19 protein-coding genes are annotated in these 21365 nt (G+C 45.5%); 14 read left to right on the forward strand and 5 right to left on the reverse strand.

Annotated features, from left to right (window positions below; all coding sequences use genetic code 11):
- The first annotated feature begins 1 nt into the window (after window position 1).
- A complete protein-coding gene (locus tag QMA01_RS15545; protein ID WP_290215447.1) occupies window positions 2-1060 on the forward strand; it encodes a mechanosensitive ion channel family protein in 1059 nt (352 codons plus the stop codon).
- Between the two features lie 58 nt (window positions 1061-1118).
- Here QMA01_RS15545 and QMA01_RS15550 read toward each other — a convergent pair whose 3' ends face one another.
- A complete protein-coding gene (locus QMA01_RS15550; protein ID WP_290215448.1) occupies window positions 1119-2021 on the reverse strand; it encodes a cation diffusion facilitator family transporter in 903 nt (300 codons plus the stop codon).
- Between the two features lie 323 nt (window positions 2022-2344).
- Here QMA01_RS15550 and chrA point away from each other — a divergent pair, with 323 nt between their 5' ends.
- From chrA to QMA01_RS15565, 3 genes are read left to right on the forward strand one after another with little or no spacing between them, the layout of a single operon-like run.
- Complete coding sequence (chrA, locus tag QMA01_RS15555; protein WP_191716621.1) at window positions 2345-3517, forward strand: chromate efflux transporter; 1173 nt, start codon at window positions 2345-2347, stop codon at window positions 3515-3517.
- Window positions 3518-3536: 19 nt separating this feature from the next.
- A complete protein-coding gene (gene kynU / locus QMA01_RS15560; protein ID WP_290215449.1) occupies window positions 3537-4790 on the forward strand; it encodes a kynureninase in 1254 nt (417 codons plus the stop codon).
- Window positions 4791-5414, forward strand: a complete 624-nt coding sequence (locus QMA01_RS15565) for a cyclase family protein (RefSeq protein WP_191716619.1) — start codon at window positions 4791-4793, stop codon at window positions 5412-5414.
- 156 nt (window positions 5415-5570) lie between these two features.
- On the opposite strand, the gene QMA01_RS15570 is transcribed toward QMA01_RS15565, so the two are convergent.
- Entirely contained in the window at window positions 5571-6014 is a 444-nt protein-coding gene (locus QMA01_RS15570) for an arsenate reductase/protein-tyrosine-phosphatase family protein (RefSeq protein WP_290215450.1), read from the reverse strand.
- Between the two features lie 172 nt (window positions 6015-6186).
- The gene (locus QMA01_RS15575; RefSeq protein WP_290215451.1) at window positions 6187-6705 is read right to left on the reverse strand and encodes a universal stress protein; all 519 of its coding nucleotides are present in this window, start codon (window positions 6703-6705) and stop codon (window positions 6187-6189) included.
- 669 nt (window positions 6706-7374) lie between these two features.
- Between QMA01_RS15575 and QMA01_RS15580 the strand changes: the two genes are divergently transcribed.
- The gene (locus tag QMA01_RS15580; RefSeq protein WP_290215452.1) at window positions 7375-9111 is read left to right on the forward strand and encodes an ABC transporter ATP-binding protein; all 1737 of its coding nucleotides are present in this window, start codon (window positions 7375-7377) and stop codon (window positions 9109-9111) included.
- A 2-nt stretch (window positions 9112-9113) separates the two neighbouring features.
- Entirely contained in the window at window positions 9114-10868 is a 1755-nt protein-coding gene (locus QMA01_RS15585) for an ABC transporter ATP-binding protein (protein ID WP_191716615.1), read from the forward strand.
- Between the two features lie 109 nt (window positions 10869-10977).
- On the opposite strand, the gene QMA01_RS15590 is transcribed toward QMA01_RS15585, so the two are convergent.
- Window positions 10978-11181, reverse strand: coding sequence for a YheE family protein (locus QMA01_RS15590; protein WP_146559143.1), 204 nt, complete (start codon window positions 11179-11181; stop codon window positions 10978-10980).
- A 109-nt stretch (window positions 11182-11290) separates the two neighbouring features.
- Between QMA01_RS15590 and QMA01_RS15595 the strand changes: the two genes are divergently transcribed.
- The 3 genes from QMA01_RS15595 to QMA01_RS15605 all read left to right on the forward strand — a co-directional run bounded on the left by QMA01_RS15595 (window position 11291) and on the right by QMA01_RS15605 (window position 13643).
- Window positions 11291-12406 (forward strand): DUF445 domain-containing protein, encoded by a 1116-nt coding sequence (locus QMA01_RS15595; RefSeq protein WP_290215453.1) that lies wholly within the window; start codon window positions 11291-11293, stop codon window positions 12404-12406.
- A 21-nt stretch (window positions 12407-12427) separates the two neighbouring features.
- Entirely contained in the window at window positions 12428-12775 is a 348-nt protein-coding gene (locus tag QMA01_RS15600; protein WP_191716613.1) for a YlbF family regulator, read from the forward strand.
- An 88-nt stretch (window positions 12776-12863) separates the two neighbouring features.
- Window positions 12864-13643 carry an enoyl-CoA hydratase gene (locus tag QMA01_RS15605; protein ID WP_191716612.1) on the forward strand — a complete coding sequence of 260 codons (780 nt, stop codon included), beginning with the start codon at window positions 12864-12866 and terminating at the stop codon, window positions 13641-13643.
- Between the two features lie 97 nt (window positions 13644-13740).
- On the opposite strand, the gene QMA01_RS15610 is transcribed toward QMA01_RS15605, so the two are convergent.
- Window positions 13741-13926 carry a YhzD family protein gene (locus QMA01_RS15610; RefSeq protein ID WP_191716611.1) on the reverse strand — a complete coding sequence of 62 codons (186 nt, stop codon included), beginning with the start codon at window positions 13924-13926 and terminating at the stop codon, window positions 13741-13743.
- Between the two features lie 127 nt (window positions 13927-14053).
- Here QMA01_RS15610 and QMA01_RS15615 point away from each other — a divergent pair, with 127 nt between their 5' ends.
- The 5 genes from QMA01_RS15615 to yhaM all read left to right on the forward strand — a co-directional run bounded on the left by QMA01_RS15615 (window position 14054) and on the right by yhaM (window position 21349).
- A complete protein-coding gene (locus tag QMA01_RS15615) occupies window positions 14054-14953 on the forward strand; it encodes an ABC transporter ATP-binding protein (protein WP_290215454.1) in 900 nt (299 codons plus the stop codon).
- Complete coding sequence (locus QMA01_RS15620) at window positions 14946-16196, forward strand: ABC transporter permease (RefSeq protein ID WP_290215455.1); 1251 nt, start codon at window positions 14946-14948, stop codon at window positions 16194-16196. Before QMA01_RS15615 ends, QMA01_RS15620 begins: the two co-directional genes overlap by 8 nt.
- Before the next feature lie 155 nt (window positions 16197-16351).
- Window positions 16352-17569 (forward strand): metallophosphoesterase family protein, encoded by a 1218-nt coding sequence (locus QMA01_RS15625; RefSeq protein WP_290215456.1) that lies wholly within the window; start codon window positions 16352-16354, stop codon window positions 17567-17569.
- Between the two features lie 4 nt (window positions 17570-17573).
- Window positions 17574-20414, forward strand: coding sequence for an ATP-binding protein (locus QMA01_RS15630; protein WP_290215457.1), 2841 nt, complete (start codon window positions 17574-17576; stop codon window positions 20412-20414).
- Window positions 20411-21349, forward strand: coding sequence for a 3'-5' exoribonuclease YhaM (gene yhaM / locus QMA01_RS15635; RefSeq protein ID WP_191716606.1), 939 nt, complete (start codon window positions 20411-20413; stop codon window positions 21347-21349). The genes QMA01_RS15630 and yhaM overlap by 4 nt, the downstream gene beginning before the upstream one ends.
- The last annotated feature ends 16 nt before the right edge of the window (window positions 21350-21365 follow it).

Genomic DNA, 21365 nt, shown 5'->3' on the forward strand with positions numbered 1-21365 from the left:
AATGATGCAAAGCAGCCAGTTGTTTAAAGGAATTGATATCTTACGGAATTTGTCTATCGGGGAATTTTTCATGTTCTTCGTTTATCTTGCTTTGATACTCATAGCAAAATCTCTGGTTTTATTCCTCTTTAGGAAGCTGAGCCCTTCCAAAGATTTCAAAGAGCGTATTTACCCAGTGATTGAAGATGTCTTAAATTGGCTTGTGCTCTACGGAGGCATCCTTTTCTTCCTCTTCTATTTTTCCAGAGAACAATGGTTAACGCTGCCTTTTTACGAAACAGAAGGAGTGGAGATATCCATTCTGCTCATAATAGTGGCTATAATGATTGTGACATTTGCCAGCCGCCTCATAAAAGCATTTAACCATTACGTCATGCCGTTTGTTTATGAACAATTCAATATTGACATTGGCATGGGCTATACTATTAATCGGCTTCTGTATTACGTGGTGATGTTCCTGGCATTGGCCATCAGTTTCACGACAGTTGGCTTAGATTTAACAGCTCTCGGTTTCGTGTTCAGTGTTCTAGGAATCGGCATCGGCTTCGGTGTGCGCAATATAGCTGCCAACTTTGTATCAGGCATTATTATTCTGTTTGAAAGGCCGATGGAAGTCGGTGAAATGGTGGAAATCGATAAAAAGATTGGACGTATTACAAAAATTAAACTCAGATCAACTGTTATCGAGACATTGAAAGAAGGTACATTGGTAGTTCCCAATCAGTATTTTATCGAACAAATCGTTAAAAATCGTTCCAGTGCACAATTATATGCTCGGGTTGTCGTAAGTGTCGAATACGGCAGCGATACAGAACGAATTGAAAGGATTCTCAAAGATGCCGCAATAAAGGCGGCGGAATTGATGAAAGGGATACCTGAAAAAAAAGCCGATGTTCGGTTTATTGATTTCCGGAATTCGGCATTGGATTTCCAAGTGGAAGTACAAGTGGCTGATGTTGAAATGAAAGAAAGGCTTGAAAGCAATATTCGCCATGCCATTGCGGAAGATTTTATTAACCATGATGTGAAATTGGCTAAAACGGTATATGAAACACAATAAAAGTCCATGGCTTCCGAAAAGCCATGGACTTTTATTGTGTTTGAGCATCTTACTTCATTTATTCGTCAAAGTCATCTTCCTGAGCGGCCGTAAAAGAATAATCCGGTTCAATATGGACGAGAATGACGCAATGCGGTTTCACCTTTTGGATTTTGCGTTCGATTTCTTCAGTAATCCAATGGCTTTCCACTACATTCAAGTTAGGAGCGACACTGACCGTCAAATCGATGAACATGACATTGCCGTGGTTGCGTCCTTTAAAGTCACGCAGTGTAATGACACCGGGGACTCTTCTTACCAGCACAGACAAGGTCTCCACTTCATCTTCGTCAAAGCCATCCGTCAAGGTAATGACAGACTCTTTGAAGATATCCAGTGCGGTCTTGATGATGATCAACCCGACGATGAAAGCTGTAATGATATCAAGGATCGGTGCTCCGAAAATTGCACCGATGATTCCGATTCCGGCACCGATACTGACCAGTGCATCTGAACGGTTGTCATAGGCTGCGGCACGGACCGCCGAGCTCTTGATTTCCCTGCTGAGTTTTAAATTATAGCGATAGACGCCATACATGACGATAGCGGAGAAAAAAGCGATCCAGGCGGTGAATAAAGAAGGAACTTCAGCAACCGGCTCGAAAATCGAACGGACCGCATTCATCAGAACTTGCAGCCCGATAACCGCCATGATGAACGAAGCCAACAAGGAGGCAATGGTTTCGGCGCGCAAATGTCCATAGTGATGGTTTTCGTCCGGCGGCTTCTGGGAAATCCTCAGACCAACGAGGACCGCGATTGAAGCGATAATATCCGTCAAGTTGTTTAAACCATCAGCTTTAAGGGCTTCAGAAGAACCCAAAAAACCGAAAGTTAGTTTAATGGCACTGAGGAAGACGTATGCACCGATACTGATCCAGGCACCTTTTTCCCCTTTGCGCAAATTTGTATACAGGTCCATAAAGTTTCCCGCCTCCAAGTCTCTGAAACAAAGTGAAACGACCCTCAAAGGAGGGCCGCTTCATGATCTTTATCTATCATATAAGTTGTGGACTGTATTTTGGTAATGTTGAATTGGGCCCGAATATAAGCCCGATTCGACAGGCATACAGAAATAGAGATTAGCAAAGCGTCTTTAAATAGTATCAATGTCTTTTTCAGCAATGTCAATAGTAAATGACTTTATGACAGGTCGGTTCATAATCTTTACATAAATTTAATATTCTCTTATATAAGCAAACGGTTATACTTGAAGTGAGAATAATTTTTTTAAAGGAGAGGGCTATGGCTAAGAAAAAAAACAACTATGCAGAAATTTTAAAGGCATCTACGAAATTGGGGCTGACGTCCTTTGGAGGACCGGCAGCGCATATTGGTTATTTCAGAGATGAGTATGTCACGAAAAGAAAGTGGTTGGATGACAAGGCCTACGCAGACTTAGTGGCTCTTTGCCAATTCCTTCCGGGACCGGCAAGTTCTCAGGTGGGTATTTCCATCGGAATGCTGCGAGGCGGAATGTTCGGTGGGTTTTTATCGTGGTTCGGATTTACAATGCCTTCGGTCATTTTATTGGTATTGTTTGCACTGCTTGTCACCAATGGTTCATTCGACAGCGGATGGATACAGGGGTTAAAAATTGTAGCGGTGGCTGTAGTGGCGCACGCTCTCTTAGGTATGGGCAAAAATCTGGCACCTGATAGGCAACGGATTGCAATCGCCGTAGGAGCAGCTATTGTGATTTTATTAATACCGACCACTTGGGCTCAAATTGGAGTGATTGTTCTAGCAGGCGTCCTGGGATATGCCATTTACCGTAAGGAAGATGCACCGGAACCTGTGAAGCTGGCATTAAGTTTCGGCAAAAAAACCGGCATTGCGGCTTGGTCGATTTTTGCGGCTTTGTTGATCGGATTGCCGCTGATCCGCCCGTTTATCGAGTCTGCTTCCTTTGCAATTTTTGATATCTTCTATCGTGTCGGTTCGATTGTTTTCGGCGGCGGACATGTTGTACTGCCGATGCTGGAGCGTGAAGTAGTGTCGGATTGGATGACACCGGATTCGTTTATTGCCGGTTATGGTGCGGCACAGGCTGTTCCAGGACCACTCTTTACCCTGGCTGGTTACTTGGGGCAATTGATGAATGGGGGATGGGGAGTGGTCATTGCTGTAATTGCCATGTTTTTGCCATCATTCTTGCTGATCGTGGGAACTTTGCCGTTTTGGAGTATTATCCGGACAAAATCCGGTGTGCAAGCTGCATTGAAAGGGGTTAATGCAAGTGTGGTCGGAATTTTGCTGGCTGCTTTGTACGATCCTGTCTTCACATCAGGAATCCGTGGCCCTGTCGACTTTGCAATTGCGATAACCGCCTTTACAATGTTAGTCTATTTTAAACTGGCTCCTTGGATTGTCGTACTGGTGACGGCAGTTCTAGGCGCAGTCGCTTATGCGATTTAATGGCTAGAGGGGGATGGAAATGAATTCAGGCAAAAGATTGGATCAACAGGATCCGTTGGCGAATTTTAAACAGGAGTTTTTTGTGGAGAAAGAAATGGTGTACATGGACGGCAATTCCCTTGGATTGATGTCTAAGCGAGCAGAAACAGCATTGCAGAACTTGATGGAAAGCTGGAAGACATTCGGTATCGATGGATGGACCGAAGGGGAGCATCCGTGGTTTACGTTAGCGGAATCGTTGAGTGCGCGTGTTGCGCCTTTAGTAGGTGCACAGCCGCATGAAGTGATGGTGACGGGATCGATCACCTCAAATATCCATCAAATGCTGTCGACAGTGTTCCAGCCGACGCTTGAACGGTATGCAATCGTCGTGGACGATTTGAATTTTCCGTCGGATATTTACGCGGTGGAAAGCCATCTCCGTTTGCGGGGGGTGGATCCGGTTAGAGCAATGCGCAAAGTGGGAAGCAGGGACGGGTACACGCTGGAGCTGGCTGATATTATCGAACAGCTGACAGACGACGTGGCTGTATTGCTGTTGCCGTCTGTGTTGTACCGAAGTGGCCAGTTGTTGCCGATACGGGAAATTGCAGAAGCTGCCCATCAAAAAGGCATTCTTGTCGGCTTTGATTTAGCGCACTCAATTGGCGCTATGCCACACGAACTTCATGACGCTGGTGTGGATTTTGCTGTTTGGTGCCATTATAAATACATGAACTCCGGACCGGGTGGAACTGGCGGCCTTTATTTGCATGAACGGCATCATCACCTATTGCCAGGAAATGCTGGCTGGTTCGGTTCTGATAAGACGCGCCAGTTCGATATGGATCATGAATTTTCCAAAGCTGAAGGAGCAGGTGCCTATCAGATCGGGACACCGCATATTTTCAGCATGGCTCCTCTTCTGGGCAGCCTGGAACTGTTCGAAGAAGCAGGCATTGAAGCAATCCGCCAAAAATCGCTGCAGCTGACAACACTTCTAAGACAGCTTATTGGCCAACAGGTTCCTGAACTGGTCGATGTGACACCGATAGAGGACGATGCCAGAGGCGGGCATATCGCTTTTGCCCATCCGGAAGCGGCAAGAATCTGCAAAGCTTTGAAAGAAGCAAAAATCATTCCGGATTTCCGCGCACCGAACATTATCCGGTTGGCGCCAATCTCTTTCTATACATCGTTCAGCGATGTCGAACAAGTGGCAGAAAAGCTGAAGAACATTATGGAAAATGAAACTTACAAAAATTTCAGCAACGAACGAAATGTGGTGGCTTGAATGAAACCTGAAAAAATTATTGATATTTCGATGGAATTGAGTGGCACAACGCCGGAATGGCCGGGAGATGTGCCGTTTAGCTATGAACTTTCTGTAACTAAACAGGAAAGCGGATCAGTCAATGTCGGGAAACTGCAGAGCAGTACCCATATCGGCACTCATATCGATGCACCTTTTCATTACGATGACCAAGGGCTGCAAACGCATGAGCTGCCATTGGACATCTATTTATGCAAAGCGCAGGTCATGGACGTCAGTGGACTTAACAAAATCAATTTATCTGATTTGAAACCACTTGAAGAAGGCGTTACAGCTGTCTTGTTGAAAACGGCTTCCTGGAAAAACAGAACTGCATTTCCGGAAACCTGGCCAGTGTTCGATGTATCGATTGCCCAATGGCTGACAGACAATGGAGTCAATCTTTTAGGAGTCGATGTGCCATCGGTCGATCCCGAAACCAGCAAGGAATTGCCGATGCATCAGGCAATGAACCGTCATCAGCGTTTTATCTTGGAAGGAATCGTACTCGATGATGTAGCAGAAGGGATATTCCGATTAGCGGCATTGCCCCTGAAGATTAAAGGCGGGGACGGGAGTCCGGTCCGAGCGGTTTTGTATAGTTAGAAAAGCACAAGCGCCCGTTTAGTGGACCATGAACTAAAAGTGAGATTTCCTGTTGCAACGTTCAGCTGATCCGGCGCCTTCGGAACTCTGGAATAACATTTAGCGAAAAATATCTATAAGACGCACAAAACCTTCACCAATATACCGGTGAAGGTTTTATACGTAATCTGCACGGAAATAAGGTTCCATGTTTTTTATATTCACAGCGATTTCGTCGCAAATTTCCTGATAAAGTGCCCATTGTTCAATGCTGTCGCTACTGCGCAGCTCGGGGTTGCGAATGTCCCATCGCAGTAATTTTTGGCTCGGTAGATCCGTTGGGATATCTCCATGCTCCAGCTCTCCATCATGTAAAGCGATGATCAGATCGGCTTCACTCACTTCTTCAGAATTATATTTGCGTGGTTCAACTGGCGGCAAATCCAATATCACTTCTTTCATTACTTCTAGAGGAATTTCATTGAAAGAAGATTGAGTGCTTTGCGTCCATGCAGCGCTGCGAATTTCCCAGTCAGGAAGCATTAATCGATTAGCCCAGATTTCAGCCATCAATCCACGGTCCTGGTGAGAAGATAGAAAATAAACAGTATGTCTTGGCATGGGTGATCCCTTCTTCCTATTGGTCGAACTGAATTTTGCTACTAGTAATCTTTACCCATCTATCGTAAAGTTAAACTGCTCAATTTGTGATGAAAATGTGATCGTTTTTCACTTTTATGCTAAAAAGACCCGGTACTGCTGATGGTTATATAAGTCCAGCAGACCGGGTTTCTTATTTGACGACTAAAATGGAGCTGGCTGAATCTTTGATCAGCTTTTTGCTGACTGAACCCACAAAGAATTTCTGCAATCCCGATTTTCCGCTGTTGCCGATGACCAGTAAGTCAATCTTCTGCTCTTCGATAAAAGCGGCAATCGTTTTAGCTGCATTTCCTTCCAGAGCCAGTACGGAAGCTTTAATTTGGTGTATATCCAATTGCTGCTGGATAGAGTTATGCATGTGCTTTGAATATTCCACTGTTGAGTTATCGTAGTCGTTTGGTGGCCGGTAACCTTCATCGCCAATTTCAGGTGGCATGAACTGAGCATAATTACTGTCGACATTTGCTGAGATTACGGGAGCTGAAGCAGTGCCTGTACTCATGTAACCGACACTCTCACGATAATCTTCATTGACATAAATCACTGAAAGTTTGGTATTGGGCAACGCTTTAACAAATTCAACAGCTTTATCGAATGCAATCCGGCTTCCGTCAGATCCATCATAAGCCACTGCAATGTTTTTATACATTTCCTTTCACCTCGCCTTATTCTCTTAGTTCTAAATTACCCTCAGACCTCAAAATGAAACATCCGCTATTTTTTGGAAAATTTATTTTCGAAAAATGTTGACAATTCAAAAAAGACTTTGGTACTCTTGATTTAACAAATAAAGTGAAACTTCAGTCAGTGTCGAATTTTTGCTGAGTGTTAGTTGATCAAATCGGACTGACCGTTAACGCGGGATAAGAGAAAAGGAGGTAATGACGATGGAAAAGTTTAAAAATACAACTTCAATCAATTTAATAGCATCGTCAGACCCTTCTGTTATTATTCTTTGAATTTATTTCGGAACTAGAAGTAAACAGGACGGGTCTGCTACCTTGTCTTGTTTATATGAGCGTGCGCCCATAAACCAGGCGTGCGCTTTTTTGTGTTTTATTCAGTTTTTTAACTGTTTAAATAAAGAGAAACTTCACTCAGTGGAAGTTTTTCCCCACTGAGTGTTAGTTGATCCAATCGGACTTTTACGGACAGTAGACTCCCACTCGGAGAAGAAGGAGTCGTACTGAACGTTAAAGCGGGATAAAAAAATACGAGGAGATGTTGGAGATGAAACAACTTCAAAAAGGAAAAATCATGATCAAGGAATCGTTAGAAGGCGATTAGCCAACGGGAAAAAAGAAAGAAGGCGTAAGTGATGTTTGATGTGTTATGGAAATTAAGATGGTTTTTTAAAGAAAATTGGATGCGGTACACCACTGCTATTGTCCTGCTGTTCATTGCGAATATTATAGAGATTATTCCGCCCTGGCTGATTGGGGTTGCCATCGATTCGATCGCACAGGAACAACTGACGGCGGAATTGAAGTGGCAGTATATTGCTGTTCTCGCCGTGGCGATGGTGTTGGCTTACTTCATCAATTTTGTCTGGCAATATCAATTGTTTGGCGGAGCTTATGTCATTGAACGCCAACTGCGTTCAAGTTTAATGGGGCATTTCCTGAAGATGACACCGACTTTTTACGAGAAAAATCGGACAGGGGATCTGATGGCCCGTTCTACAAATGACTTGAAGGCGATTTCCGAAACAGCCGGATTTGGTATTTTGACGTTGGTGGACTCGACTTTATACATGGCGACCATCATTGTGGCTATGGGGATGCTGGTGTCTTGGGAATTGACGTTCCTGGCGATGATTCCTTTGCCGATACTGGCAATTATCGTTCAGATGCTGGGCAAAAAGATCCACGTGCGCTATATGGAAGCACAGGAAGCGTTTGGAGATATGAATGACAGTGTTTTGGAATCAGTCGGAGGCGTTCGGGTGATTCGGGCATATGTCCAAGAACGTGCGTCAGAGCAGCAATTTGCTGAGATGACCGATGATGTCTATGAGAAAAACATGGCTGTTGAGCGGATCGATGCGCTGTTTGCTCCAGTGACCAAGGTGCTGACTGCTATCAGTTATATGATCGGGCTCGGTTATGGAGCGTTTCTGGTGGCGGAAGGAACCATGTCGCTTGGAGATCTGGTCGCTTTCAATGTCTATTTGGGCATGATTGTCTGGCCGATGTTTGCAATCGGCGAACTGATCAATATTCTTCAGCGGGGCAATGCTTCCCTTGACCGTGTCAATGAGACATTGGATTATCCGGAAGACGTAACGGATCCAAAAGAACCCGCAATAACAGGGCTGCCGGAACGAATCGGCTTCAAGGACTTCAGTTTCACTTATCCACAGTCTAATGCCATCAATCTACAAGGCATCAATTTGTCCATGAACAGTGGCCAAACACTCGGCATTGTCGGCAAGACGGGCAGCGGAAAAACGACTTTCGTCAAACAATTGATGAGAGAGTATCCGACGGGACAAGGATCTATTTTGATGAATGGCATTGAATTAAAGAAATTGACGAAAGACCAATTGCGCAGTTGGATTGGTTATGTGCCTCAAGACCATGTCTTGTTTTCACGGACAATCCGGGAAAATATCCTGTTCGGAAAATCGGATGCCAGTGAAGAAGAATTGATTGAAGCGCTGCGCTTGTCCTATTTCGAAAAAGATTTGGCCTTGTTGCCGAATGGACTGGATACGCTGGTCGGTGAAAAAGGCGTAGCTTTATCCGGAGGACAGAAACAACGGATTTCTATTGCGCGTGCTTTGATCAAGAATCCGGAAATCCTGATTCTTGATGATTCGCTGTCAGCCGTCGATGCGAAAACGGAAGCACGCATCATTGAAAATATCCAGACAGAACGTTCCGGTAAAACTACGATCATCACTACGCACAGGCTGTCTGCAGTACAGCACGCCGATTGGATTGTGGTGCTGGAAGATGGCAAGATACTTGAAGAAGGAACTCATGGTGATTTGCTGGAAACGAATGGCTGGTATAACGAACAATACCTCCGACAGCAAATCGAGGAGGTGTAGTCATGGGAACAGGAAGACGTTTAGTACAATATGCTTTAAATTTTAAATCTGTGCTGATTTTGGGATTGGTGATGCTGGCGATTGCAGTAGCTGCCGATTTGGCAGCGCCGCTGATTGCCAAGGAAATTATCGATAACCACATAGCCGTTTCAGGAGATGCGTTGGACTTTGAACCGATTGCTTATCTGCTGGCTTTGTTTTTCGCATTGGCGATTGTTACGGCGATTTTCCGGTATTGGCAATCCATTCTTTTGCAGAAGGGAGCTAACCGGATTATTCGCAAGATGCGCAATGATGTCTACGAGCATACACAAACCTTGCCGATCCGCTATTTTGATAATTTGCCGGCGGGTAAGGTGGTATCGCGCATCACCAATGACACAGAAGCCATCCGTGACTTGTTTGTGACTGTCTTGTCTGAATTTGCCACCAGTTTCATGTATATGGGCGGTATTTACATCGCCTTGTTTTACCTTGACTGGAAAATGGCTGCGATGACCCTGGTTTTGATTCCGCTGCTTTATGTCTGGATGTTGGTCTACCGAAAATATGCGGCCCGCTACAATCATGTGGTACGGGAAAAAGTCAGTGAAATGAATGCCATGATCAATGAATCGATTCAAGGCATGACGATTATTCAGGCGTTCCGCCGTGAGCGCCAGATGAAGGATGAGTTTGCTGAACTGAACGATGAACATTATAAATACCAGAAGAAATTATTGGTGCTTGAAGGAGCGGCTTCCTATAACTTAGTGGGCGTGCTCCGCTCCATGACGTTCATTTTGTTTGTCTGGTATTTCGGGGGAGCGTCCATGTCCGGCAGCACAGTTGTGACGGTCGGTGTCCTGTATGCGTTTATCGATTACATTATCCGTCTCTTCAATCCAATCAACGGCATCGTCAATCAGTTCGGCCGCTTAGAGCAGGCTTTGGTGGCGGCTGAACGGGTATTCCGTCTGCTGGATCAAAAAGGGGAGCCTGTAGTGGACAAAAAGGTAGCTCGCTATCAAGGCAATGTCCGTTTTGAAAATGTTTGGTTTGCTTATAAGGAGCAGGAATATGTTCTGAAAGATATTTCATTTGAAGCGAAGCAAGGAGAAACAGTGGCTTTAGTTGGCCATACCGGTTCCGGAAAAAGTTCGATTATGAACCTGCTGTTCCGTTTCTATGATGTATCGGATGGTGCCATCACGATTGACGGCACCAATGTCAACGATATGCCGAGACAAGCAGTCAGGGAGCATATGGGGATTGTGCTGCAGGATCCGTACCTGTTCAGTGGAACAATCGAATCGAATGTCACGCTGGGTGATGAACGGATTACCAGGGAAATGGTGGTCGATGCGCTGGCGGCAGTCGGAGGCGATCGAGTATTGAATCATTTGCCGAAAGGCATCGATGAGCCGGTAGTGGAAAAAGGCAGTACCCTTTCTTCCGGTCAACGGCAATTGGTCTCTTTTGCCAGAGCTTTGGCATTTGATCCCGCGATTTTAATCCTGGATGAAGCAACTTCCAATATCGATACAGAAACGGAAGAAATCATCCAGCATGCCATGGATGTCCTTAAAAAAGGGAGAACGACATTCATCATTGCGCATCGCTTGTCGACGATTAAAAATGCTGACCGTATATTGGTCCTGGAAAAAGGAGAAATTGCCGAAGCGGGTTCTCATGAAGAATTGATGAAGCTTGGCGGCACCTATTTCCAAATGTACAAAATCCAATCAGGAATGTCCCAAACCCAATCAGTTGGGTAAAGGGGCATTCCCTTTTTTATTTGTCGAGAAGCTCTCGCTGTTCAATTCTTCCGGTGTTCCCTATAATTGAAAGAGCGGACGAAAAAAAGCGCTGGAACTTTCCAGCGCTTTAATCGTATACATGATAGAGCATCAGCTCGTGAATCATTGTTTTGATGGTTTCTTCGTCTTGAGGCGGTTTAGAGCGCCAAACGATGCTGCCATCCGGATGGTATTCTCCAGTGATCCGTTCGTTTTTATAGAAAAAGGAAATGTCCCACCCCGGCAGTTGACGATTTTCGAACATCGGCTTAAATTTAAAATGTTGAAGCATGCAGATCCCCCTTTGCTATACTCTTTCTATTATAGGGGATTCCAGGAAATACACAAAGCAGAAAAAGAAATGAGTGACAAAAGTGAATATTATAGGGACTTTAGTTTTTATGGCAATTGTAGGCGCGCTGATCGGTGGCCTGACAAATCACTTGGCGATCAAGATGCTATTCTGGCCTTACGAAGCAAAATACATTGGAAAATGGCGCATGCCCTTTACGCCTGGGTTGATTCCGAAACGAAGAGATGAATTATCCCGTCAATTGGGCCGTACCGTCGTTGAGCATCTGTTGACTCCAGAAACTTTCAAAAAACGTTTTTTCAATGATGAAATGCGTGTGAAAGTAGAAAACTGGATCAATCGGCAGCTGAATAAACACGTATTCGATTCTCCGAAATCATTTAACGATTGGCTGTTGGCAGCGGGACAAACCGGTGTGGATGTTAAAATTGAAGGCAAGTTGGATGAGTTGGTTGAGCTTCAGAAAAATTCGCTGCAAGCGTATATTGAAGGGAAAACCATTCGTGAACTGATGCCGGACAATTGGAAAGCGGAAGCGGAAACAAAGTTGTTTGAAGGAGTACAGTACGCGATCGATCAAGGAACGGTTTATTTTGAATCGCCGCATGGCAGACAGACCATTAAGTCGTTGCTGGATGAATTCCTGGAGTCGCGTGGGCGTTTCGGCCATATGCTGCATTCGCTTCTTGGCGAGTCAAGGCCATTAGTCGATCGCATCCAACCGGAAATCATCAAATTCCTTAACTCGCCGCGCACGTTTGAATTGGTGGGAACCTTGGCATTCAGCGAATGGGAAAAAGTGCAGGACCGGCGAGTCGACGAACTATTGAAGGAATTTGACTTTGATACGGCATTGGCAGCAGTCAAACAATATGTCCGTGAAAAAGCGGCGGTATCCCGCCGTTTAAACGCAACACTTGCAGAGACTTGGCCAGGAGGGTTAGAATGGACAAGTGTCAATATTACTCCACTTGTGACAGACTTTGTCTTCGAGCAAGCAGAGCATAAATTGGAAGAAACCATATTGAAGATTGATATGGAAGGTATGGTGAAAGAGCAAGTCGATTCTCTGCCGCTCAGCCGCCTGGAAGAATTGGTGCTTGGGATATCACGGAGAGAATTTAAGATGATTACCGTATTGGGCGCATTTCTGGGAGGATTCATCGGAATCTTCCAAGGGATTTTCGTCATGGTACTAAACTAATTACAGAGGAGATTGATGAAAATGGCAGTAAACATTTACGACGACATCAACAAATTGGAAAGCACGTTCCGTTCTACAGATGAGTTCAAAAAATTAGAAGAAGCCGTAGCACAAGTGACTTCAGACAACGAAGCGAACGAATTGTTCAAAAGCTTCCGTGATTTGCAGATTTCTCTTCAGCAAAAACAGACTCAAGGCGAAGAAATCACAGAAGAAGAAATGATGGACGCGCAGAGCACTGCACAAGCTGCTCAGCAAAACGAAAAAATCCTGGCTATGCTTGAAGCGGAAATGGGATTGAGCCAAATGATCGAAGAAGTGAATCGTGTCTTGATCAAACCGGTACAGGCGTTATACGAAAGCATGTAATTTTAAATAAATAGAGGATTTTTTAAGGGAGACACCGAATACGTAAACGTGAATGACAATTCATTTTTACGAAGGGGTGTCTTTTTTTATGTATGAAACGATTGAATTGACAAAGCAGGGACGGATTGGCCATTTGGTTTTGAATCGTCCCAAATCCATGAACGCAATGAACGGAACCATGATGAAAGAGCTGGCTGATTGCTTTGAATCGCTGCTGCAGGACAGCACACTGCAAGTGCTGATCATCCGGGGCGAAGGCAGAGCGTTTTCAGCGGGTGGAGACATCAAAGAAATGATGGATCCGGAAAATCCGATGGATATCGAATTGGTCATGAAAGATGTCAGCCGATTGGCGAAAGCACTTTATACGCTTCCGCAAATTACAATTGCGGCAATTCACGGAGCCTCAGCAGGACTCGGTTTCAGCATGTCCTTGGCATGCGACCATGTCATCGCGGAAGAAAACAGCAAATTGGCGATGAACTTTATCGGCATTGGACTGGTGCCGGATGGCGGCGGCCATTTCTTTATGAAAGAACGTGTCGGCGTACCGAAAGCCAAGCAGATTATATGGGCAGGACAAACTTTAAAAGCGCATGATGCATTGGCAAAAGGGTTGATTGAGGAAGTGACAGCTGAAGGACGCGGGCTTGAACAAGCTGAAAGCTACGCAGCTGAAGCGATTGCGTCGCCGCTAAGCGCCAAATTGGCGTCCAAGCATATCCTGCATCAATTGAAAGTCAAAGAATTGGAACAGGTACTGGAGATGGAGGCAAAAGCCCAGTCAGCTATGCGGAAATCAGCCGATCATCTAGAAGGCATCCAGGCGTTCGTGGAAAAGCGCAAACCCGAATTTAAAGGTGTATAAAATATAGAAAAACCCACAGATCTTTTTGTTGTCTGTTGGAGTTGAAGTGAAATATAAAAGCATGGCGGAAATGTTCTCCGCCATGCTTTTTAGGTTCCTATGAATGGAAAAGAAGAAGTTTTCCGGCAGGTGATGCCAAACGATGCGTTTGCTTGGTCAATCCCTTTTCTTCCAAAATGGCTTTTCCTTTATCGCGTGCTTCTTCATCAGTTTCAGCAGTGAAGGTTTCGTCCATTATCTGCTTGCCTGTTTGTTCGAATGCAGTCAATTTGTAGGTCCTCAAGAAGAATCAATCCTTTCTGAATGGATATTCATTTTAAGTATATAGGGTTTCTGTGAAAATGTCCTGCAATTTTTGAAACATTTCGTCATATGCTTCGTAGTATGTATAAAGGAAGGGGCGAACGGAAATGGCTTTATATGTAGAACAAGTAACAAAGAAGTTCGGTGATTTCACCGCAGTGGACAATCTTTCGCTGTCCATTGAAGAAGGAGGCATGCACGGATTCCTCGGTGCCAACGGAGCCGGCAAGACGACGACGTTCCGGATGATTCTAGGTTTATTGGACCCCACGCAAGGGACAGTCCGTTGGAAAGGCAAACCCATTACATATGCCAGCAGTCCAGACATCGGCTATTTGCCGGAAGAACGTGGTTTGTATCCAAAGATGAAAGTGGAAGATCAATTGGTGTATCTGGCGCAGCTTCGCAAGATGTCCAAAGCAGATGCCAAGCGCGAGACAGCTGCCTGGCTGGAGCGCTTTGAAGTGCCTCATTATGGCCAGAAAAAGGTGGAGGAATTATCAAAAGGCAATCAGCAAAAAATCCAGCTGATTGCATCGCTTTTGCACAAACCCTCGCTGTTGATATTGGATGAACCGTTTTCAGGGCTCGATCCGGTCAATGTGGAAATGCTAAAAAAAGCCATTTTAGACTTTCAGAAACAAGGAGCAACGATTGTCTTTTCCAGCCACAGAATGGATCATGTCGAAGAATTATGTGACGACATGAGTATTTTGGATCGCGGAAAAGTGGTGGTTGGCGGTTCGATCAGGGAAGTGAAACGATCTTTCGGCAAACAGAAAGTCCGGTTGAATGTGGATGCCGACCTCAGCCACTTGAGTGCTCTTCCGGGTGTCGATAATTTCACCAAAACAAAAGAGGGCGCATTGTTTCAAGTAACGGATGAAGACGTGGCACAGGTCTTGTTGGCCAAAGCGATGGAGTTGGGAACACTCCGTCATTTTGCGTTGGAAGAACCTTCTTTGGAAGAAATTTTCATTGCAAAGGTGGGGAAACACCATGCATAGCTTCTGGATTATCTTCAAGCAGGCATTCATGACCAAAGCCAGAACCAAATCGTTTATCATTACAACACTGGTTGTAGTTGCTGCTTTTTTTCTCTTAGCGAATATATCGAATATTATCGCAGTCTTTGATGGTGATGAAACAGAGGAAAACGTTCTGCATGTTTTGGAAGAGGCTCCGGGCCTTGTGCCGGACCTGCAGGCTCAGCTGGAAGCACTGGACAGTGGCATCCAAGTTGTTCCGACTTATTTGACTGAAGAAGAATTGCAGGAAAGCATTGCAGAAGGCACGATTGATGATTATTTGGTCTTAACGCAAAATGGGCAATTGAGTGCCCGCTATGTATCCGAGTCCGCCAATGAAATGGGCAGCGGCAGTGAAATTGAAATTGCGGTTCAAGCCATACATACAGCATTGACGGCAGAATCACTCGGATTGGATGACAATCAGGTAGGCCAATTGTTCATGCCTGTTGATTTTGAACGGCAGGCCATTTCGGAATCATCCAAATCACAGGAAGAATTGAGCCAGGCAAGAGGGCTGGTTTATGTATTGATCATGTTAATTTATGTGGCAGTTATTTATTATCCGAATATGATTGCCATGGAAGTGGCGACAGAAAAATCGTCCCGCGTTATGGAAATCCTCATTTCCAGTGTGTCGCCGGTTAAGCATATGTTTGCGAAAATTGCAGGTATCGGCAGCTTGGGTATTCTGCAAATGATGATTTTCGGACTTGCTGGCTATTTTGCCATAAAAACGGCCGGTACGGACCTGACAGAAGGTTTCTTCAGCGTCATGGGCTTTTCGGAAGTGAAGATCAGCACATTTCTGTTTGCCGTCCTGTTTTTCCTGCTGGGCTATTTCCTTTATGCAGTGTTGGCTGCCTTGCTGGGTTCGTTGGTCAGCCGGACAGAAGATGTGCAGCAATTGATGTTGCCGATGATGGTTTTGATCATTATCGCATCGCTCATTGCATTTTCAGGAATTTCCATTCCGGAAGCCAGTTACGTGACCATTTCTTCTTTTATCCCGTTCTTTGCGCCGTTGGTGATGTTCCTGCGTGTCGGCATGTTGGATCTGCCGCTATGGGAGCCGCTGTTGTCGATTGCAATCATGCTGGTGACCATCGGAATTCTGGGTTGGTTCGGAGCCCGTGTTTACCGAGGAGGAGTGCTGATGTACGGTTCGTCGCAATCGCTGAAGGACATCCGCAAAGCGATCCGTTTGGGCAATAGCAAGTAAGGATATGCCTTCAACGCAGCTGAAGAATCACGAGACGTTACTTTAAATTCGAACCAAATGGGCTGTTTGCAGGAAACTTTCTGCAAACAGTTTTTTTTATGGAAATTCCATGGTAAAATAGGAACAAATATTCGGTCTTTTAAAAGGGGTTAATTATGGAATCCATTCGATTTATCCACACGGCAGATTTACACTTGGGAAGCCCGTTTGTCGGCATGAAAGGTTTACAGAAAGAACAGTGGAACAAGCTGAAAGACAGCACGATGGATGCTTTCGATCGGCTGATTCAGTATGCCCTTGAACAGCAGCCGGATTTTGTGCTGATTGTCGGAGACATTTACGACGGTGAAGACCGCAGCCTCCGTGCACAAGCCCGCTTTCAGCAGGGGATGAAAAGGCTGGAGGAACAGCGGATTCCAGTGATTATCAGCTACGGCAACCACGATCACTTGAGCGGCAATTGGACACGTTTTGAACTCCCGGAGAATGTCCATGCTTTCGATGATGCAGTCTCCCAATATACTTTGGAAACTGCAGGAGGGCAGGTGGTGTTTACCGGTTTCAGTTACGGCAAACGGCATATCAGTGAAGCAATGATTGAGCAGTACCCGGAAGCGCGAGGGACAGCCGGTTTTCATATCGGTATGCTGCATGGCAGCCTTGACGGCGATGCGTCACATGCCGTGTATGCGCCATTCAGGAAAGAGCAGTTGCTCAGCAGGCATTATGATTATTGGGCACTTGGCCATATCCATAAACGCCAGGAGCTTCATCAGGATCCGTCAATCATTTATCCCGGAAACATTCAAGGGCGCCATCTCAAGGAGTCCGGACCAAAAGGCTTTTATGATGTTACCTTGACTAAAACGGACACCTCTTTGGATTTCATCCCGACATCCGTCGTCCAATTCGATCGGTTGGCCATTTCAGCAAAAGGGCTTCTTCATATGAATGAATTGATTGATGTCTGCCATAAAGAGCTCAGCGCTTATGGGGCAACCATTGGGACAGGAATTGTGGAAGTGATGTTTACTGAACTGGATACCGAGAGTTTTGGACTGATTGCAGAGATTCCGGAAAATGAATTACTTGAAATGCTCCGTGAATCGATGGAGACACTCGATCACTTTGTCTGGATTCAAGGGATTGGGTTTGAGCAGATAGAAAATAACGGCGAACTTTCACCGCTTGGAGCCCTCCTTATCCAGACAATGGAAGAATGGGATATCGAAGAATGGAAGACGGTACTGAAGGATTTATACAGGCATCCGAAAAGCAGCCGCTTTTTGGAACCGCTGGCAAATGAAGCCGTCGCAGATCTTCAGCTGGCAGCCGAACAAAAAATCCGGCGCAGCATGCAGGCAGGAGAGTGATGTCATGAAAATCGAAAAAATGATTATTTATGGTTTTGGCAAGCATGAAAACCGCACCATCGATCTGCAGGATCAAATGGCCTTGTTTTATGGCCCCAATGAAGCCGGAAAAACCACAATGCAGCAATTCATTGTACAGATTCTTTTTGGATTCCCTTCACGCAAAGGTGCACAATTGCGCTATGAACCGAAAAATGGCGGAAAATACGGCGGCCAGCTCCATGTAACAGACCCGCAGTATGGGGAAGTGGTGATTGAACGGATCAAAGGCAAATCAGCGGGGGATGTTACGGTTTGGTTTGCGGATGGCCGGCGGGGAGCAGAAGCCGAGTTGAAGCAGCTGTTGCGCAATTACGACCGCTCCTCCTTTGAGGCGATTTTTTCATTTTCCATCCATGAATTGCAAGGGCTTGATGCACTCAGTGAAACGGAACTGAGCCGCACGCTGCTGGCTTCTGGAACCACAGGCATCGATGCAGTGACACGTCTGGAAAGCCAACTTGAAAAGGAAATGTCCCTGCTGTTCAAAAAAGGTGGGCGTAATCCCGAAATGAATATGCGGGCTGAAGAGCTTCGGGACATTGAAGGACAGCTGAAGGAATACAAACAGCGCACAGAATTATACAGCCCCTATCTGGAGCGGCTGCAGGAAATTCATGTACGCTTGACTTCCATTGAAGCAGAAGAAACGGAAGCGGAACAGGAATTGAAAAAAATCAGTAAATGGCAGCAGGCTGCTCCTTTGATTGCTGACCAACATGCGTTGACAGAACAACTCAACAAATTGGGGCAGGTGCAATTTCCTTTGGATGGCAAAAGGCAGATGGATCGGCTGATCGACAAACTCTCAGAGGCAAAAGCAGCAGTAGACCACTTAACGCAGCAACTAAACAGCTTGCCGCCCATTGAAAGAGCTGATCCGGCCGTGGAATTGGAAAATCTGTTGAACCGGGAATCGGATTGGCATCACTTGTCCCGTCAACTAAACGATAAGCGTGAAGAGCGGTTAAAGCTGTCGGAAAGTCGCGAGGAGACATTGGCTTTGCTCGGACTTTCAGAGCAGCAGGCAATGGCCATTGATGTGTCGTTAAGCAATGAAGAACAATTGCTTAAGCGCCTGCAAGAGCTGGACGTCGAAGAAGAAGACGAACGTTTCCGGCTGCGCAATCGGCAGGATGCAAAAGACCGGTTGTCTCAAACGGAAAAAGAACTGACCGCTTTCCTGGCAGGAGAACCCACTGGAAAAGACCGGTTGGCTGCTGAAGAATGGCCAGCCATTTCAGCTGAATTGGCAGAAGCTAAGGCTGCTGAAAAATTCCAGACGAATAATGGCGGAAATAACCGGATGGTCAATTACGCCCTGATTGTATTGGGACTCATTATCGCAGGTTACGGAATGTCGCAATCCATGGTTTTGCTGATTGTTGCAGGCTTAGCGGCTATTGGAGCTGCGGCATGGCTCTTCTTCAATACAGCAAAACCTGGCGAGTTGTCGGGCCGATACCAGACAGTCTTGAAGAATTATGCGGGAAAAGAAAGTGAATACCAGACAATCACGAAAAAAGTGGCGGAGTTTGATCATCAGCTTGACGGATTGATGGCAAAGCGGGATGCCATTAAAAACGAAATTGCAACTTATTCAATAGGGGATTTTCAGCGTCCGGCCAAAGCCGCTTATCAGAAAATGCTGCAGAATATCGGTTTACAGCCTGATACCAGCCGGACAATGGTGCTGGAGCTATTCGAAAAACTCCGTAACGTGCATGCCGGCCATGCGCGTTTGCAGCGGCTAAAACATGAAATCGGTTTATTGGAGGACCAGCAACAGGGATGGCTCAAGAAAGCGGAAGTTGCATGCGGCAAAGAATTAGCAATCAGTGAATTGATGCCCTCACTGCGCTCCGAACTGTCATTGAGAAGACAGCAGCAGGAGAAATACGCTAAAATAAAAGAACAACAATCCACATTGCAGCAGGAGAGCAGTCGTTTGGCTGCTTTTCAGCAACAACTTGAAAACGAGCAGCAGGTATTGCTGGATTATGCCCAAGCAAAAGATGCATTTGATTTTTACGGGGCAGCGGATGCCTGGGAGCGCAAACAACAGCTGGAAAAAGAAATGAATCTCGTTTCAGGGCAATTAAAAACAATGGATGAAATTGACTTGCCAAAAGAATGGCAACCGGATGATGCACCGCTTGCTGTTAGCCGGCTTGAAGAACACCTGGCAGCGCTGAAGACAGAGCGCAACGGGTTGTTGGCTGAACAGGCCGATAAACAGCAAGTGACCCGTAATCTTTTGTCTGATAGCTCCTATGAAGAAAAGCTTCAGCTTTTTGAAGAGAAAAAAGCGGAATTCGCTGATTTAGCCAAACAGTGGTCCATCAATAAAGCGATTATAGAAGCAGTTAACCGAACGATGAATGAGTTGAAAGAAAAGAAGCTGCCTGCAGTACTGACCCAGGCCCAACATTACTTCAACAAATTGACTGCTGGCGCTTATCACGGATTAACCATGAACATGGATGGGTACTTTGAGGCGGAACGAAAAGACGGCATTTATTTTCAGATTGCTGAACTCAGCCAGGCAACTAAAGAACAGGCTTATCTGGCCTTGAGGCTGTCTTTGGCCGTATCAATGAAGGAAAGCCATCCGTTTCCTCTCATAATGGATGATGCTTTTGTCCATTTTGATCGCAGTCGGCTGCAGCAAATGATAAACTTAGTGACAGAGCTGCAAAAGGATCACCAGTTCATTTATTTTACTTGCCACGAGGGTATGCAGGAGGCTTGGCCTAATGCGCAGATCATCAAGGTGGCCAACACCGAAAGGAGCGTTCATTCATGACTAAAGGAATTACACAGCGTGCAGTTGGAGAAACGGTTGATGAATTCCTGCTGATTAAGCAATCAGTCAAAGGAGTCACTACTACTGGCAATCCATTTATTTCATTGGTTTTGCAGGATAAGAGCGGAGATATCGAAGCAAAGTTATGGGATACGAAAGATGAACAGGAAAAAATCTTTGCAGCGGAAACCATTGTCCGTGTCGGAGGGGAAATCCATAACTACCGAGGGAAAAACCAATTGCGGATCAAAAGCATCCGACCGGCAAAGCCCGAGGAAAACCAGTCGATTTCAGATCTGATGCCGTCTTCGGAAAAATCGACGGATGAATTACTGGAAGAAGTGATGAAATATCTGTTTGAAATGGAGAACCCGCAGATTCAACGCATTACCCGTTTTATGCTGAAAAAATACCAGCAGCAATTTTTGACATATCCTGCGGCGACGCGCAATCATCATGATTACGTATCCGGTTTAGCAGATCATGTAGTGTCGATGCTGAAATTAGGAAAAGCCTTGATTGAAATTTATCCGGGGTTGAACAAAGATTTACTGTATGCGGGAATCATTCTTCATGACATCGGCAAAGTCATCGAACTTTCCGGACCGATTGCAACGACGTATACCGTTGAAGGCAATTTAATCGGCCATATTTCCATCATGGTGACGGAAGTGGCAAAAGCGGCTGAAGAGCTGGAAATAGAAGGCGAAGAAGTGATGCTGCTGCAACACATCATCCTTTCCCACCACGGCAAAGAAGAGTGGGGCAGCCCGAAAAAACCGATGATCAAAGAAGCGGAAATTCTGCATTATATCGATAATATTGATGCCAAGATGATGATGCTCGATCGCGTTCTTGGAAAAACCAAGGAAGGCGAGTTTTCTGAACGCGTCTTCGCTTTGGACAACCGTTCCTTCTACAAACCAAAAATTTAGTCAGAAGAAATGCTGC

Origin of the sequence: Planococcus notacanthi, from assembly GCF_030407825.1 — a bacterium.
Taxonomy (GTDB): domain Bacteria; phylum Bacillota; class Bacilli; order Bacillales_A; family Planococcaceae; genus Planococcus; species Planococcus notacanthi.